At 69.9% G+C, this 15,369-nt stretch carries 15 protein-coding genes; 9 read left to right on the top strand and 6 right to left on the bottom strand.

What is annotated here, in order from left to right; genetic code table 11:
* Nucleotides 1–51: 51 nt before the first annotated feature.
* From G7072_RS18235 to G7072_RS18225, 3 genes are all read right to left on the bottom strand, one after another.
* Nucleotides 52–1,314, bottom strand: coding sequence for a sigma-70 family RNA polymerase sigma factor (locus G7072_RS18235; RefSeq protein ID WP_240917042.1), 1,263 nt, complete (start codon nt 1,312–1,314; stop codon nt 52–54).
* Complete coding sequence (locus G7072_RS18230) at nt 1,311–1,658, bottom strand: YciI family protein (RefSeq protein WP_166088912.1); 348 nt, start codon at nt 1,656–1,658, stop codon at nt 1,311–1,313. Before G7072_RS18230 ends, G7072_RS18235 begins: the two co-directional genes overlap by 4 nt.
* 115 nt (nt 1,659–1,773) lie before the next feature.
* Nucleotides 1,774–2,394 carry a DUF305 domain-containing protein gene (locus tag G7072_RS18225; RefSeq protein WP_166088910.1) on the bottom strand — a complete coding sequence of 207 codons (621 nt, stop codon included), beginning with the start codon at nt 2,392–2,394 and terminating at the stop codon, nt 1,774–1,776.
* 273 nt (nt 2,395–2,667) lie between these two features.
* Between G7072_RS18225 and G7072_RS18220 the strand changes: the two genes are divergently transcribed.
* From G7072_RS18220 to G7072_RS18205, 4 genes are all read left to right on the top strand, one after another.
* Nucleotides 2,668–3,453 (top strand): fumarylacetoacetate hydrolase family protein, encoded by a 786-nt coding sequence (locus G7072_RS18220; RefSeq protein WP_166088908.1) that lies wholly within the window; start codon nt 2,668–2,670, stop codon nt 3,451–3,453.
* A complete protein-coding gene (locus G7072_RS18215; RefSeq protein ID WP_166088905.1) occupies nt 3,453–4,202 on the top strand; it encodes a fumarylacetoacetate hydrolase family protein in 750 nt (249 codons plus the stop codon). Before G7072_RS18220 ends, G7072_RS18215 begins: the two co-directional genes overlap by 1 nt.
* 68 nt (nt 4,203–4,270) lie before the next feature.
* The gene (locus G7072_RS18210; protein ID WP_166088903.1) at nt 4,271–4,654 is read left to right on the top strand and encodes a Rieske 2Fe-2S domain-containing protein; all 384 of its coding nucleotides are present in this window, start codon (nt 4,271–4,273) and stop codon (nt 4,652–4,654) included.
* Nucleotides 4,655–4,766: 112 nt separating this feature from the next.
* A complete protein-coding gene (locus tag G7072_RS18205; RefSeq protein ID WP_166088902.1) occupies nt 4,767–6,455 on the top strand; it encodes a CocE/NonD family hydrolase in 1,689 nt (562 codons plus the stop codon).
* Nucleotides 6,456–6,554: 99 nt separating this feature from the next.
* Here the strand turns inward: G7072_RS18205 and G7072_RS18200 are convergent, their stop codons facing one another.
* From G7072_RS18200 to G7072_RS18195, 3 genes are all read right to left on the bottom strand, one after another.
* Nucleotides 6,555–7,139 (bottom strand): hypothetical protein, encoded by a 585-nt coding sequence (locus G7072_RS18200; RefSeq protein ID WP_166088900.1) that lies wholly within the window; start codon nt 7,137–7,139, stop codon nt 6,555–6,557.
* Nucleotides 7,140–7,335: 196 nt separating this feature from the next.
* Nucleotides 7,336–7,947: an ATP-dependent helicase C-terminal domain-containing protein gene (locus G7072_RS20135; protein ID WP_240917041.1), complete on the bottom strand. Its 612-nt coding sequence runs from the start codon at nt 7,945–7,947 to the stop codon at nt 7,336–7,338.
* Nucleotides 7,944–9,896, bottom strand: coding sequence for a helicase-related protein (locus tag G7072_RS18195; RefSeq protein ID WP_240917040.1), 1,953 nt, complete (start codon nt 9,894–9,896; stop codon nt 7,944–7,946). Before G7072_RS18195 ends, G7072_RS20135 begins: the two co-directional genes overlap by 4 nt.
* A 182-nt stretch (nt 9,897–10,078) precedes the next feature.
* Between G7072_RS18195 and G7072_RS18190 the strand changes: the two genes are divergently transcribed.
* From G7072_RS18190 to G7072_RS18170, 5 genes are all read left to right on the top strand, one after another.
* Nucleotides 10,079–10,861 carry an alpha/beta fold hydrolase gene (locus G7072_RS18190; protein WP_166088898.1) on the top strand — a complete coding sequence of 261 codons (783 nt, stop codon included), beginning with the start codon at nt 10,079–10,081 and terminating at the stop codon, nt 10,859–10,861.
* Nucleotides 10,862–11,371: 510 nt separating this feature from the next.
* The gene (locus G7072_RS18185; RefSeq protein ID WP_166088896.1) at nt 11,372–12,340 is read left to right on the top strand and encodes a hypothetical protein; all 969 of its coding nucleotides are present in this window, start codon (nt 11,372–11,374) and stop codon (nt 12,338–12,340) included.
* A gap of 67 nt (nt 12,341–12,407) precedes the next feature.
* Nucleotides 12,408–13,586 carry a hypothetical protein gene (locus G7072_RS18180; protein ID WP_166088894.1) on the top strand — a complete coding sequence of 393 codons (1,179 nt, stop codon included), beginning with the start codon at nt 12,408–12,410 and terminating at the stop codon, nt 13,584–13,586.
* A gap of 224 nt (nt 13,587–13,810) precedes the next feature.
* On the top strand, nt 13,811–14,614 hold the full coding sequence (locus G7072_RS18175; protein WP_166088891.1) for an endonuclease/exonuclease/phosphatase family protein: 804 nt from the start codon (nt 13,811–13,813) through the stop codon (nt 14,612–14,614).
* Nucleotides 14,615–14,708: 94 nt separating this feature from the next.
* Entirely contained in the window at nt 14,709–15,359 is a 651-nt protein-coding gene (locus G7072_RS18170) for a hypothetical protein (protein WP_166088889.1), read from the top strand.
* Nucleotides 15,360–15,369: the final 10 nt, after the last annotated feature.

The raw sequence follows: 15,369 nt of genomic DNA, 5'->3' as shown, positions 1-15,369 counted from the left end.
GTGCAGGCGCGAGACGCCAGTTGTGCAGCCGACGTCCGCGGACGAGGACCCTCAGAGCGCAGCGAGCCGCCGCAGGATCTCGGACTGCTCGGCCGGGTTGGAGGTCAGCGCCAACGCCGCCCGCAGCTCGGTCTCGGCCTCCTCGCTGCGCCCGAGGAGGGCCAGCAGGTGACCACGGGCCAGCCGCCAGGGGTGGTAGTCGGCCAACGGCTGGAGGTCGAGCTCGAGCAGCCCGGTCTCGGGGCCGGCGAGCTCGGCCAGCGCGACGGCCCGGTTGGTCGCCACCACCGGTGACGGCGCGATCGCCAGCAGCTGGTCGTAGAGCGCGACGACCTGGCGCCAGTCGGTCGCGGCGGCCGTCGCGGCCGAGGTGTGGACGGCGTTGATCGCGGCCTGGATCTGCAGCGGTCCGGGCTGGTTGCGCGCCAGCAGGCGCCGCACGATCGCGTGCCCCTCTTCGACGAGCTCCCGGTCCCAGCGCGAGCGGTCCTGGTCGGCCAGCAGCACGATCGACCCCTCGACGACCCGCGCCGGCCGCCGCGCCTGGGTGAGCAGCATCAGCGCCAGCAGCCCCTGCGACTCCGGGTCGTCCGGGACGAGGGCGACCAGCATCCGCCCCAGCCGGACCGCCTCGGCGGCCAGGTCGTCGCGCACCGGGTCGGTCGAGCCCAGGTGGCCCTCGTTGAAGACGAGGTAGACGACGGTCCGCACCCCCGCCACCCGCGCCGGCAGGTCCGCAGCCGCCGGGATCGTGAAGGGCAGGTTCGTCGCGGCGATCTTGCGCTTGGCCCGGGTGATGCGTTGGGCCACCGTGCGCTCCGGGGTCAGCAGCGCACGCCCGATCTCAGGCATCGTCAGCCCGGCCACCAGCCGCAGCGTCAGCGCGACCCGTACGTCGGGCGCCAGCGCCGGGTGGCAGCACATGAACAGCAGCCGGAGCCGGTCGTCGTCGACGACCCCCAGCGGCAGGGCGTCGGAGCGGGAGGCCTCGTCCATCCGGTCCGCCTCCCTCTCGCGCTGGGGTCGCGACTGCTCGCGCCGGAGCCGGTCCAGCGCACGCCGTACGGCGGTGGTGGTCAGCCACCCGCCCGGGTTCGGGGGTACGCCGTCGCGCCGCCACGTCTCCACGGCCGTCACGACCGCCTCGCCGGCGGCGTCCTCGGCGAGCCCGACGTCACCGAAGCGACGGACCAGCGAGCCGACGACCCGGGCGTGCTCGGCGCGAACCGCCTCGGCGATCGCGGCGTCGAGCACCGGGTCGACCTCCGGGCCGTTCCCCGGGTCGACCTCCGAGTCGCTGCCCGAGGAGCTCACTCGCCCTGGAAGGGCCGCACCTCGACGGCGTGGACGCAGGCCTTGGAGGCCTTCGTCGCCCAGGCGTGCGCCTCGTCGAGGTCGGCGGCCTGGATCACCCAGAAGCCGCCGAGGTACTCCTTGGTCTCGGCGTAGGGCCCGTCGGTCACGACCGTCTCGGCGCCGACGGCGTCGACCGTGGTGGCGGCGCCGATCGGCTGGAGCCCGCCGGCGAAGACCCAGGCGCCCTGGGCCTGGAGCTCGGTGTTGAAGGCGTCGACGGCACCGAAGACGGCCTCGATGTCGGTGCCCTCGGGGACCGCGTTGTCCTCACCGTGGATGACGGACAGCAGGTACTCGCTCATGATCGGCTCCTCTCGTTCGGGGCGCCCCCGTGGCGCCCTCACCCACTCCACGCACGGGAGCGACCGGCTGCGACACCGGATGAGGAGAAATCTCAGCAGAGCCCTCCGAGGAGGCTCAGGCGCCCCCGCCGATGAGCGACTTCATGGTCTCGATCTCGGCGCTCTGGCTGTCCTTGATGTCCTCGGCCAGGGCGACCGCCTCGGGGTTCTCACCCTCCGCGATCTCGGTCTCGGCCATCGCGACGGCGCCCTTGTGGTGGGCGAGCATCAGCGCGAGCCAGACGTCCTGGAAGGCCTGGTCGGGGGCGTTCTCGAGCTGGCGCATCGACATCGCGGACATCATCCCCTCCATGCCGTCCATCCCCTCCATGCTCTCCATGTCCTTGGCGGTCATGGAGTCGACGTCGGGGACGTCCTCGCCCCAGGTCTCCAGCCAGCCGGTGAGGGTCTCGATCTCGGGCTGCTGCGCCTCGGCGATGGCGGACGCCAGCTCCTCGACCTCCGGGTCGAGCGGACGGCCGTCGGCCATGTCGACCATCTCAAGGGCCTGGGCGTGGTGCGGGATCATGCCGGCGGCGAAGTCGACGTCGGCGGTGTTGTGCTCCGAGGACACCTCGGAAGCGGTGTTCTCGGCGTCCCCGGTGCCGCTCCCGTCCTCCGTCGCGCTGCCGCATCCCGCGAGGGTGAGGGCGGCGACGGCGGTCGCGGCCGTCATGACCTGGGTGAGTGTGCGCATGGGGAAGGCCTCCTGGGTCGGTGCTGCCTCCACTGTAGGCGGGCCATCCACCGAACCCCATCCGTCACACGCGTCACAGCGTGCTGGGGGTGCCGGTTTCACCAGGTACCTAGTGAAACCGGCGCTTCCCGAGCGTTGCATCACTCGGGAAGCGCCGGTTTCGCTGGGGAAGGTAGGCCGACCCCGGTCCGCTCAGCGGACCCAGCGCCCAGACGGCCGACCACTCTCGGCCAGGATGGTCCGGCACCCGCTGTCCCGACCGAGGGAGTGCCCATGCCCATCACCGACGTGCCGGGGAAGGCGCGTGCGTTGTACGACGCGCGGCGGACCCGAACCCAGATCCCGCCGTTCACCGACGAGGACCCCACGCTCGGGATGGCCGACGGCTACGCCGTGCAGAAGGACCTGGTCGAGCTGATACTCGGCGACGGGGACACGATCATCGGTTACAAGGTCGGGCTGACGTCGAAGCCGATGCAGAAGATGATCGGCGTCGACTCCCCCGACTACGGCCCGGTGCTCGGCTCGACGCTGTACGCCGACCGCGGCGAGGTGTCGATGAGCGACTTCATCCAGCCCAAGATGGAGGCCGAGATCGTCGCCGTCATGGGCGCGGAGCTGCGCGGTCCGGGCGTGAGCGTGCTCGACGCGGCGCGGGCGGTGGCCGGGGTGTGCGCGGCGGTGGAGATCGTCGACTCGCGCTTCGAGGACTGGCGGATCAAGCTCGCCGACACCGTCGCCGACCTGGCCTCCAACGGCGCGGCCGCGGTCAGCAGCCGGGTGGTGCCGCTGTCGGAGGTCGACACCCGGCTGATCGGGATGACGCTGACGCGCAACGGCGAGCTGGTGGACACCGGCGCCGGGGCGGCCGCTCTCGGCGACCCGCTGGCGGTGGTGGCGTGGCTGGCGAACACGCTGGGGGAGAACGGGATCGCGCTGGAGCCCGGGCACCTGGTGATGACCGGGGCGCTGCACGCGGCCGTGCCCATGAACGCCGGAGACGTCTTCCGGGCCGACTTCGACCGGCTGGGTCCGGTCACGTTGAGAGTGGTGGACTGATGTCGACAGCCAGCGACCTGCTGACCTCGGCCCGGCTCGAGCGCCAGGCGATCCCCCAGCTCTCGGACACGATCTCCCTCGACCTGCCGGCGGCGTACGCCGTACAGCGCGAGCAGCGCGCGGGGCGTGGCGACGTCATCGGCTGGAAGCTCGGCGTGACGTCGCGGGCGAAGCAGAAGCAGGTCGGGGTCGACTCCCCCATCCGCGGCTTCCTGGCGACCGACCACGCCCTCGAGCTCGGCGAGCCGCTGGTGGCGGCCGAGCACATCAACCCGCGCTGCGAGCCGGAGATCGTCTTCGTGATGGGCCGCGACCTGTCGGGCGCGCACTGCACGGCGACCGAGGTGCTGGCCGCGACGGCCGGTGTGGCCGTGGGGATCGAGGTGCTGGACTCGCGCTACACCGACTACCGCTTCACGATGCCGGACGTGGTGGCCGACAACGCCTCGGCGAGGCGGTACGTCGTGGGGCCGACCGTGCCGCTGGACGGGATCAACCTGGCGCTCGTCGGGGTCGTCCTCGAGCAGAACGGCGACGTGGTCGCGACGGCGTCCGGGGCGGCGTCGCTGGGCCACCCGGCCGCAGCGGTCGCCTGGCTCGTGCGGTCGTTGGCCGAGGAGGGCGAGGGCCTGCGGGCCGGCGACGTCATCCTGTCCGGCGGCCTGACCGCGGCGACCCCGGTGAAGGCCGGCGACGTCGTCGCCGTGTCCATCGACCGCATCGGCACCGTCGAGCTCCCCGTCCGTTGATCGAGCTCGTCGAGATCCCACTGGGCGAGCAGGGAGCGCCAGCGACCGTCGTCGAGACCTGGTGACCCGTGAATGACCCCCGCCCCACCGAGCTCGTCCCCCTGGACGAGCCAGCTGGCCGCGACCGCTGGCTCCTGACGCACCACAGCAACCAGTACATCGTCTGGCGCCACGACGACCAGCTCCTCGTTACCGCCGCGATGTGCCCCCACAAGGCCCTCCCCCTTCTCGAGGGCGTCATCCGCCGCGGCGCGATCGTCTGCCCCGAGCACTGGTACGCCTTCGAGCTCGGCACCGGCCGTTGCCGCGCCAGCCTCGCCGCCGCTCAGCAGTACGAGCTGACCCACTACCCCGTCGAGTACGTCGACGGGGTCGCCCACGCGCGACTCCCGGTGGGTCAGCCGATGACCCTGGTGGAGCGCCTCCGCGCCCACGCCCGCGGCGCGCTTTGACGCTCACCGCGCCATCGCGGCCACCTGCTCGACGTCGGAGCGTGCGTCCCCGAGTGACGTGTGCCTGACCCGCTCGTTGAGCCCTCGGACACATCCTCACGAGGGAGACACCGTGCAGCTGCGCAGAGCCATCGCCGTACTTCTCACCGGGTCGGTCGCGGCCTCGCTCGCGCTCGCCGGCGTGACGCCGGGGTCGCCCGCGCCCCAGGCCGTCGCCGCCGAGTCCGACCAGGTCTACGAGGTCCGCTACGTGCCGACGGTGGGCGATGCCGTGATCCGGGTCGAGATCTGGCGCGACGCGTCGTACGACGCTGCCAAGCAGCCCGTGATCCTGACGTACTCGCCGTACAACTCCCTCGCCGAGCCCGAGACCGCGCGCGACTCGGTCGGCGAGACCTTCGTGCCGGAGGGCTACGCCCGCGCGGTCGCTGACGTGCTGGGCACGCGCGGCTCGACCGGGTGCTGGGACTACGGCGGCCCGAAGGAGCAGCAGTCCGGCGTCGACGTCGTGAAGTGGCTCGCCGACCGGACGTGGTCGAACGGCAAGGTCGCGATGATCGGTGGCTCCTACAACGGCACGACCGCGTCGATGGTCGCCGCCCGCGGCGCCGACGTCCCCGAGCTGAAGGCGATCGTGCCGATCGCCGCGATCAGCCGGTGGTACGGCTACGCCTACGGCAACGGTGTGCGCTACTTCCTCAACTCGCAGGAGCCCACCGACGAGGGCTTCGACACCCCGCTCGCCTTCGACCTCGGCTTCGGCAAGACGGTCGCGGCCGACCCGATGGGGCAGACCTTCGCCGACACGATCCGCGACCGGGCGGCGGAGTGCGGGGCGGTGGAGCACACCGAGGAGGGCTACTCCCGCAACCCCGACTACGACGGCTTCTGGCGCCAGCGCGACTACCGCAAGGACGCGCGCAACTTCCGCGCGGCCGTGCTGCTGGCGCACGGGTGGCAGGACTACAACGTCAAGCAGGAGGAGGGCACCGAGCTCTTCCGCCGGATCCCCGTCGACCGTCCCGCAACGCGCGCGGTCGAGGGCGTGCCGTTCAAGCTCGCCTACCTGACCCAGGGCACGCACGGCGGCGCCACGGACGGCCCGCAGTGGGACGGCCTGCTGGAGCGGTTCTTCGCGCGGACGCTGAAGGGTGAGCGGACGGGTATCGCCGGCGAGGGCCCGGTCATCACCCAGGGCCGCACGAGCAGCGGCGACGGCGCGTTCACGACGGCGGCGGGCTACCCGCTGCCGAGCACCCAGAGCACGCGGCTCTGGCTGCAGGACGGTCGGCTCGCCGGCGCCGCGCCGCGGTCCGGCCGGGTCGCGTCGTACGTCGAGACGGGGACGTCAGTGGAGGAAGCTCCGCTGGTCAACGGGTTGAGCTACGCGTCGAAGCCGCTGGCGCGGGCTACCCGACTGGTCGGCTCCGCGGTCTTGCGCGCGAAGGTGCGGGTCTCGAGCGAGACGATGCACCTGACGCCGGTGCTGGTCGACGTCGCGCCGGACGGGACCGAGCGCACCATCGAGCGTGGGTTCCTGCACGTCGACTACCGCAAGGGGCTGGGCTCAGCAGACCCTGCCACCGGGCGCTGGCTGGACGCGTCGGTGCGTCTGCTGCCGCAGGACTACACCGTGGCTGCCGGTCACCGGATCGGGCTGCGGGTTCAGAGCTCCAACACGGTCTGGGCGGTGCCGGGGAACCCCGGCACGGTCGACATTGCCGAGGGAGCCGCGGGGCGGCTCGTGGGAGGCTCCTCGCTCGTGATCCCGACCATCGGCAGCCAGGCCCGCTTCCGCTGATCGCGGAACCACTCGAGCACGCGAGGCGCCCGCTCAGTCGCTTCGTTACGCCATGACTCGCCCGACTGCGACCGTGAGGCCCGTCCCTTCGCGCCGTCACTAGTTCGGGTGGTCGCGTCTCACGAAGTAGATGGTGGCCTCTTGCGTGTAGTTGTGAACGACTGTGTGACTGCCGTCCCAGTGCGGAGTCACGTCCGATGTCTTGATCGCCTTGCGCAGGCGCATGTCTGTCTGCCGCCAACCCTGCAGCTCGACTTCTCGGAGGGTGGGCCAGTGACTGCCGTCGTCAACTCGCAGGGTGACAGCAAAGCCTCTGTCTCCTCGCTCGTAGGCGCGCTGCGCGCGCCCCTCGTCCGTGCTCGTCTGGAAGGCGAGCTTCTCTGCGAGTCTGCGCTGCTCGGCGCGTTGCCCCCGAGCTTTCGGGTGGAGGGTCAACCACGTTGCGGCTGCAAAGAGAATCGCTGCCAGGGCGACCAGCGCGATTCCTCCCAGTAGGTAGGGAAGCCGCTGGTCGTACGGCACCTCGCGAGTCGACTTCCACCACAGGTGTCCTGAAGTCTCCGACTCCTCGCCGAACGCCATGATCAACAGAACTGCGAAGAGAAAGCACATCGTTGCGCCAAGCAGCAGGTACTTCACTACCGCTCTCTGATGCTGGGCCGGGATTCTCAGCAGGAGGTGCATTCTCTTTACCTTCGAGGTTGCGATGGAAACTGAGCTACACGTGGCTCGCTCTCACCGTAATGCTGGCGGCACCGTGCCACCTCGCCTTGTCAACAGCGGACCAGAAGCCCAAATCGAGCCGGGCACGCCCATAGAAGGTGCCTGTATCAGCCCGTTCTCGATGAGCTCGGCTCGCGGAAGCAGCGCGCCAAGCCAGTCAGCCCCGTGGGCGAGGGTTCTTCGTCCGCGCGGTGGCCGGCTCCTTGAGCGGGTCCTCGGGCCAGGCGTGCTTGGGATACCGCCCCCGGAGGTCAGCCCGGACGCCCGGGTAGCCGTTGACCCAGAAGGACTCCAGGTCTGCCGTGACGGCTGCTGGGCGCCGTGCAGGTGAGAGCAGGTGCAGCAGGAGGGGGACGCGACCGTCGGCGAGGGCCGGCGCTGCGGTCCAGCCGAAGACCTCTTGCAGTCGTACGGCGAGCACGGGCTGCTCGGCGGAGTAGTCGATCCGCACGTTCGACCCGCTGGGGACCTGCACCCGCTCCGGTGCCAGCTCGTCGAGCCTTCCCGCTTGCGGCCACGGCAGCGTCGCGCGCAGCGCGGCAGCCACGTCGATGCGACGAAGGTGAGCCGCCGAGCGGACCCGCGCCAGCTGCGGCCCGAGCCACGACTCGAGGTTCTGCGTCAGTGCCTCGTCGCTCACGTCGGGCCACGGGTCACCGAGCGCGCGGTGCAGGAAGTCGAGACGTGCACGTAGCGCCGTCGCCGCGTCGGTCCAGGGGAGGAGACCGATCCCCTCGCTCGCCAACGCCTCCCGGATCGCGTCGGTCACCGCCTCCACCGGCGATCGGCGAGCGGGACGGAGGCGAGCTCGATCGCGCCCAGCATCGTGCGTCGGCGGGCGAGCACCCGCCCTCCGGTCCAGGTCACCTCGTCCACCTCCCGCCACTGGGCGGCCGCCACCTCGAGCGCCAGGTCCTCGGTGAGCGGGGCGGCCGATCGGATCCGGGCCTCACGCGCCCCGGTACGCCGCTCCGCGTCACCGACCGCCAGCCACTCCAGACCGACCAGCGGACCCGTAGCACGCGGGTCGAGCGCCGCACCCGTCCCGGACGTCATCAGGTAGCTCGAGCCACCGGAACGCTTGCGCGCGATCCGGTCCGGGTGCGCCAGACCCACGACCAGCCCCACGGCCACGTCTTCGGTGAGGGCCCAAGCGTGCGCCGCCTCTTTCCGGTCGCCGGCGGCGCCGTACTTCTCCGCGATCTTCTCCAGCCGGGTGACCTGGCTGCGCCACGCGCCCGCCGACCTGCTGCCGCGCAACGACCGGAGACCAGCCACGAGGTCGCCGCCGGGAGCGCGCACGTCCTCGCTCAGCATCGCGACCACCTCTGCGGCCCGCCGGGCTCCGACAAGCTCGGCGCCGTCGATGAGGGCGCGCGCCAGCCGGGGATCGACCGGCACGTCAGCGATCACCCGACCCCGTGGGGTGGCTCTTCCGTCCTCCGTCATCGCCCCCAGGTCCACCAGGACATCCCGGGCGGCTGCCAGCGCGTGGGCCGGCGGCTGGTCGAGCAGGGCCAGGTCACCCATGTCGCCTCCCCAGCACGCCACCTCAACGGCGAAGGCCGTGAGATCGGCGGTGGCGATCTCGGGCTCGGGGTGGGCGGCCAGGTGCGCGTGCTCCGCCTCGGACCAGCAACGCAGCACGGCACCCGGCCCCAGCCGTCCGGCCCGTCCCGCCCGCTGCTCGGCCGCCGCTCGGCTCACCGCGACCGTGACGAGGGACGCCAGTCCACGACGGTGGTCGGTGCGCGGCTCGCGCGAGAACCCGGCGTCCACCACGACCCGCACCCCGGGCACCGTCAGCGACGACTCGGCGACAGCGGTCGAGACGATCACCCGTCGACGCGGGCCCTCACTGAGCACACGGTCCTGCTCGGCGCCGGAAAGGCGTCCGTGCAGGGCGTGCACCGAGGCGTCCACGCCAGCCAGGCGCCGTACGGTCGCCTCGACCTCCGCGACCCCCGGCACGAAGACCAGGACGTCACCCTCGTGCTCAGCCAGCGCACATCGTACGGTCGCGGCGACGTGGTCGTGGAAGGCCGGGGTGATCCCGCGGTCGTCGGTGCGGCGCAACCCCGCAGGCAACGGGCACCAGACCGCCTGCACCGGATGCAGTGCACCGGGGACGCGGATGACCGGAGCGCCCCGGGGATCGTCGGGACCATCAGGCTCGTCGGCCCCACCGAGCAGCGCGGCCGTCCGCTCGGCCTCGATGGTGGCCGACATCGCCACCAGCGACAGGTCCTCGCGCAGGTTGGCCCGGATGTCGACCAGCAGTGCCAGAGTCAGGTCGGCGTCGAGGTGGCGCTCGTGCACCTCGTCGAGCACGACGGCCCCGACGCCGGCCAGCTCGGGATCGTGCTGGATCCGCCGGAGCAGCAGACCGGTCGTGACCACCTCGACACGCGTACGTCGACCGGTGCGCCGCTCTCCGCGCACGGAGAACCCGACCGTCTCCCCGACGGGCTCGCCCAGCAGGTGCGCCAGCCGGCGGGCAGCCGCACGGGCGGCGATGCGGTTGGGCTGCGTGACGACAACCCGTCCGGCGACGACATCGGCGACCGCGGGTGGGACCAAGGTCGTCTTGCCGGTGCCCGGCGGTGCCTGGACCACCGCGACTCCGCGGTCGCGAAGCACCTGGTCGAGAGCGGCCAGGCCAGCGGTGACCGGGAGGTCCGGCGGCGCGGCGAGCAGGCTGCGCAGCGGGTCGGACACTCCAGCAGTGTGCCTCAGGTGCGTCAGCGGACGAGACTGTTGACGCTTGCCCACGTGCCTACCTCCGAGAAGGTTCGACCGGGCTCCGCGGGTCAGCGTCGGCGCGGGATGTCCGCTCACTGCACCGATGCACAGGTATCGGACGACCGGACACTCAGGTTGCGCGAGATAGCGTTCCCGAAGTGACCTTGAACCACGTGAGACGCGGAAGCGGCACCCCATTGTTGCTGGTGCACGGTCTGGGGGCGGGGTGGAGATCTTGGCTTCCGATCATGGATGCGCTGGCGGAGCGCCGTGAGGTGATCGCCGTGGACCTGCCGGGATTCGGTGAGACGCCGCCGTTGCCCGGCGAGGTCTCGATCGCGACCTTGACCGACTCCGTCGCGGACTTCATCCGTGAGCAGGGGTTGGACGGGGTCGCAACCGCCGGGCAGTCGATGGGCGGTCGGATAGTCCTTGAGCTCGCGCGGCGAGGGGTTGGTGGCGACACCGTGGCGCTCGACCCGGGCGGCTTCTGGAGCGACCGCGAGCGTCAGGTCTTCAGCGCCACGTTGCGGCCATCGATCGCCTTGGTCCGCGCGATGCGGGCCACCTTGCCGACTCTGCTCGACACCCGAGCAGGCAGAACCGTGCTGTTGGCGCAACTGTCGGCGCGGCCCTGGGCGCTCTCGCGTGACACCGTTCTGCCCGATGTGCGGGGGCTGGCCGACGCGCCTTCGACCGGCGCGGCGATGGACGCTCTGACCAAGGGACCCAAGCAGCAAGGCGCTCCGGCAGGCACGGTGCCTGGTCGGGTCACGATCGGTTGGGGTCGGCGCGATTTGGTGACCGTGCCGGGGCAGGCCGGCCGCGCAACGGAGTTGTTCCCCGACGCGGTTCTGCACTGGTTCGAGCGGTGCGGTCACTTCCCGCAGTGGGACGCCCCGGACGAGGCTGCGCGACTGATCTTGGACGGCACCGGCTAGGAACGATCGCTCGCCCTCCCGGCGCCGCACTGGGGGCATCAGCGCGACGCTGCGAGAACCGGCGGATCGGGTCGAGGCTCTGAGTTGGCACCTCGGTCGTGGGCTGTCCAGTGCCCCGGAAGGGTGGGCTCCGCTGACGCTCGGCTGCACGCCGCCAGGTGGCGGCAAGCCGCGCCGCTGCATTCGCGGCGGAATGACGCACAACCGAAGGCCCAATCACTTCGCAGCCCCCGAGGTTTGGCGTCTTCTGCGGAGGGCGCGGGTGGCGATCAGGAGCCACTACTCGGCTCCTCCAGTGGCGGTGTTGGGTGCGTCTTGTTCGGAGGACGCCAGCGCGCGTGCCACGGGTGTACACGGCTCGCACCCACCGCGCTATGTGGAGCGGCCACGACGTTGGTAGCGGCGCCGCCGGTTCGAGCGAAGAAATGGGACCTTTAGGGGCCAACGTGCGCGTGCATGAGCGAGGGTTGCCGGAGACAGGGGTCATCTTGCAACGAGGGGACTGGGCGAATGGCCAGGCAAGACTTCGAGATCAGATACGACCGCGTCGTCACAGGAGAGTTCCTGAGCCATTTCCTGGGGGGTGGGGTAGCGGCATCACTGGCGCCGATGGCCCGTGATGCGGCATTTCCGCTCGATCTGCAGTTTCGGAAGGATGCGAAGACCGGTCGGCAATGGGCAACCGTTTATGCCGGCCTCACCGCGGTTCTGAACGTCGAGGATCGGTCACGAGGATTTCGGCTCAGCGCCCACGACACTTGGAGCAAGAAGTCGAAGTACGGTTTCGATCAGCACTGGAGGTCCGACCTCTCCAAGGACGAGCTTGCGAGCGCGTGGACCGACGTCGAGCTCTACCTCGAGCGGGTCATCCCAGCGGCGACCAAGTCGCACGGAGTCACCGAGGGGGCAGTGCAGGCGGCGGTCAGCATGTCACGGGACAAGTCATGGGTCATGCTCGACCGTGAGGTCGTCACGAGCTTCCGCGACCAGGACACCAGGAAGAGGATCCTCACCCGGTGTTACGAGCCCATCGTGGCCGCGCTCCCGTCGGACATCCCAGGGGTGACCCCAAAGAAGTTCGGCCCGGAGTGCGACCTGCTGGCCTTGCGCCCCGACACGGGCCAGCTGGTCGCCATCGAGGTCAAACCTTACGACGGCGCCGGTATCGCATGGGTCGCCGCACAGGCGACGATGTATGCCCGTCTGCTCAATGAGTGGATCGCCGCAGATGACCGGGCGGAGGACATCGTGCGAGGGACAGTCCAGCAGCGGCAGAAGCTCGGCCTGTTCGACGCGCCGTTTCTGGTGGATTTGAGCCTGCCGGTCGCGCCGGTGGTCGCGCTCCAGCGCGGGGCAGGGCAGAAGCAGAAAGAGCGCATGATCGCCGTGCGCGATGCCCTGCCGTACGCCGCCCTCGGGCTGCCACCTGTCGAGATCCTTGAGGTCTCCATCACCGGCAACCTCACTCCTCTCGCGTGACGCAACGACCAATCGCACTGTAGATCGGCACCCATGGTTGTCGGTGGTCGCGCCTAGATTGAACTCGATGAACTACACAGCTCGAGAACGACAGCGCGCGGCCCGCTGGAAGGCCACATCGACCACTCTGCCCGAGAGTGCCCGCATCCCGGCTCCATACGTGACGAAGTCCGGTCGGTCGGACGGAACGCCGTACCCCTTCTGTCTGCCCGCCCGGCACTCTGCTCTATCGCTGCTGCCGGAGGCGCGCGACCTGGCCTTGACGATGTTCGCGGAGCTGGGCATCCCCTGGCACGCCGGCGTCGACGGATCCGGCGGTGGGCCAAGCAACCATCTGCTGTCCTCGCAGGTCCAGTGCGTCAACGCTCTCGCCCCAATGGTGCGAGACCCCGCCCGGGTCATCGCGGCCTTCGGGCAGCACCTCGACATCGCCGAGGTCCTCGAGATAGAGCCGGGCCGGCACCTGACGTTCGAGTACATCGGGCCGACCGACTTCTTCGGGGAGAGTCCCAGCGGTGACCGTGTGCGTGGCGCCCACTGCACGAGCGTCGACGCCGCCTTCTGCTATCGCACCACCGAGGGGCAGGTCGAACTCGCTCTCGTCGAGTGGAAGTACACCGAGTCGTACCGCAAACGCCGGCCGGAGGCCAAGAGGGACGAGGTCCGCGCCAGACGATACGCCGCGTTCGTTGCTGACCCCGAGGGTCCGGTCCGCGACGACGTACTCGACTTCGGACTGCTCCTCGACGAGCCGCTCTACCAACTGGTGCGTCAGCAACTCCTCGCCCACGAGCTCGAGAAGGCGAGCGCCGAGGGAGCTTCCACGGTCCGGGTCCTGCATGTCCTGTCTCCGGCCAACGTCGCATACCAAGGGTCGCTGCCGCGGGCCGAGCAGCGAGCCATCGGTGGCACCGTATCGGAGGTGTGGCAGCGGCTGCTGCGCTCGCCGTATCGCTTCCTTACTGTCGACCCCCGGGTCTTCCACGACCCCGAGGTCACCTCGCGGGAGTACGCCCTGCGCTACGCCGACGACGTGTACTTCGACCAGGCCGACCTCGTCGCCGGACTCGAACTTGCCGCCGTTAGTGACCTCGAGGACCTCCTCTACGCCGAGGAGGACTTCGACGGGGACGTCGTTGCGAGCGCCGACGGGGTCGAGCTGATCCTCGGCCGCGTTGGCACCCTCCTTGGGTACCCCTTTCGGGAACAAGAACTCCGTACGCTCGCCCGCGAGCTCGCATCCTGACCGTTGAACGCCAGGAGCTGACAAGGGCTCCTGGACCTCCGAGACCCTGCGCTGCACTGGAGAACTCGCGGGGGTGTGACGCAACCCGGCACGTGCGCGCGGCAACGGAGTCGCGCCGCGAGTGCGCACTCGCGAACTGCACCTATCGAGGCTGGCGCCAGCGCTACACGACTGGGGCGGAACGATAACCGCGCAGTGTCGACGCCCAGTTCTAGTCTGACTACATGATTCGAGCCGTCTCCGCCAACCTTGGGCGACGCATTGCCGCGGCAAGATGGGCGCGAGACATCCTCGGGTCGAGGGCCAATCACGCCGTCGACCTCGTCTTTCTCCAGGAGGTGCCCCTCAGCGTGGATTGGGCGGCGGTCGGTGATCAGGCGGGTTTCGACATGGCGACAGAGCCCGATTCCAACTACCGCGTGCGGAGTGTCCTCTTGTGGCGCAGGGGCGCGGTGACCGGTGAGGCCTTCCCTCTGCCCACGGCGGGGTACCACGGTTCGTACCTGGCTGCGGCGCGGTTAGACCTGCCGGTCGTTGGCGAGACGGTTGCGGTCTCCGTGCACGCCAGCCCGACGGTCGTCGCAGCGGAGTACCTCAAACAGTGGGTCCACACGGCCGCTCCGATTCCTGAGCCTCGGGCCTCAGCAGCACCGGGTGAACTGTGGGACTCGGACTTCGTGCTCGCCACTCTGGCTCAGCTCGCCCGCCGGGGGCTTGTCCTAGCCGCCGGGGACTTCAATGAATGCCTGGCTTGGGACACCACGCATCACGGCGCGTGGGGTGAGGAGTACTTCGCACGGGTCGCTGACTCCGGACTGGTCTCACTCACCCACCGCGACGAGGCGGGCGAGAAGCAGACCGCCTTCACACACGACGGCTTGGCTTACCAGCTGGACCATGTGCTGGCTTCAGCAAGCGTCGCAGACCAAGTTGCGCATGCCCCTCGCGTGGACGCCACTTGGTCCCGCGAGCGCGTGATCGCGGGAGAGCTATCGGACCATTCGCCGCTGTGGTTCGAGATCGGGTGAGCGGCCAGCTCGCGGCGAAGTGACGCGAGTGCCTCCCGCTGCTCCACGTGACCTGTCATGAGCGAGGAAGACCAACCACACCTACGCTGGGCCGGTGCGATCCGTGGATCTGGTTGAGAATAAGTTGCGCGAGGCCGACTACTTCCTCGGGCGCATGGGCGAAGCTGGCTTCAACGTTTGGGCTTTCCAATGTGACTTCACTGCCTTCCTAGCGTCTGCGCGCAGCGTCACGTTCACCATGCAAGCCGTTATGTCCGGCCACGGTGAGTGGGACGACTGGTACGAAGAGAGGCGCAACCGCCTCCTGGCCGGCCCAAGGGGCCGGTTCATGGTCAACATGCGCAACATCACGCAGAAGGTGGGCGATGTCGGTCTCAACTCCGGGGTGGGAGGTCCCGGTCAACGAGCTCAGCAGTTCTTTCCCAAATCGCTTACGGCGAAGTTGTCGTCCCGAGAGCAAGACCTCGACGCCTTCGCGCTTTCCGAGCGACATATGGGTGTGCTGGTTCGACTAGTTCAAGAGTGGTTGTACGACTTCCGAGCCATGTGGGGAGTCGAGGTACCAGTGGTGTGGTCCGGTTCCATCGATGAACTTGAAGCTGGCCTTGGCTTCCCAGCTGGATGGACGACGGACATCGTGGACGATGCGAGTGGGGAAGAGGTTCTCTTGTTGAGCAGCCCCGGCGAGTTTTTTCCCAATATCGACGACCTCGCCGCGCGCTACCCGCTAATCCCCGACGCCTGATCGCCCTGGT

This window comes from Nocardioides sp. HDW12B, from assembly GCF_011299595.1.
Taxonomy (GTDB): Bacteria; Actinomycetota; Actinomycetes; order Propionibacteriales; family Nocardioidaceae; genus Marmoricola_A.
Note: the sequence above shows the minus strand (reverse complement) of the source record. Positions and strands in the feature narration are given on the sequence as shown.

Coding starts and splice junctions, on each gene's coding strand:
- G7072_RS18230 (WP_166088912.1), bottom strand. CDS start 1,658: ATGAGCGAGTACCTGCTGTCCGTCATCCACGGTGAGGACAACGCGGTC.
- G7072_RS18225 (WP_166088910.1), bottom strand. CDS start 2,394: ATGCGCACACTCACCCAGGTCATGACGGCCGCGACCGCCGTCGCCGCC.
- G7072_RS18220 (WP_166088908.1), top strand. CDS start 2,668: ATGCCCATCACCGACGTGCCGGGGAAGGCGCGTGCGTTGTACGACGCG.
- G7072_RS18215 (WP_166088905.1), top strand. CDS start 3,453: ATGTCGACAGCCAGCGACCTGCTGACCTCGGCCCGGCTCGAGCGCCAG.
- G7072_RS18200 (WP_166088900.1), bottom strand. CDS start 7,139: ATGCACCTCCTGCTGAGAATCCCGGCCCAGCATCAGAGAGCGGTAGTG.
- G7072_RS18185 (WP_166088896.1), top strand. CDS start 11,372: ATGGCCAGGCAAGACTTCGAGATCAGATACGACCGCGTCGTCACAGGA.
- G7072_RS18180 (WP_166088894.1), top strand. CDS start 12,408: ATGAACTACACAGCTCGAGAACGACAGCGCGCGGCCCGCTGGAAGGCC.
- G7072_RS18175 (WP_166088891.1), top strand. CDS start 13,811: ATGATTCGAGCCGTCTCCGCCAACCTTGGGCGACGCATTGCCGCGGCA.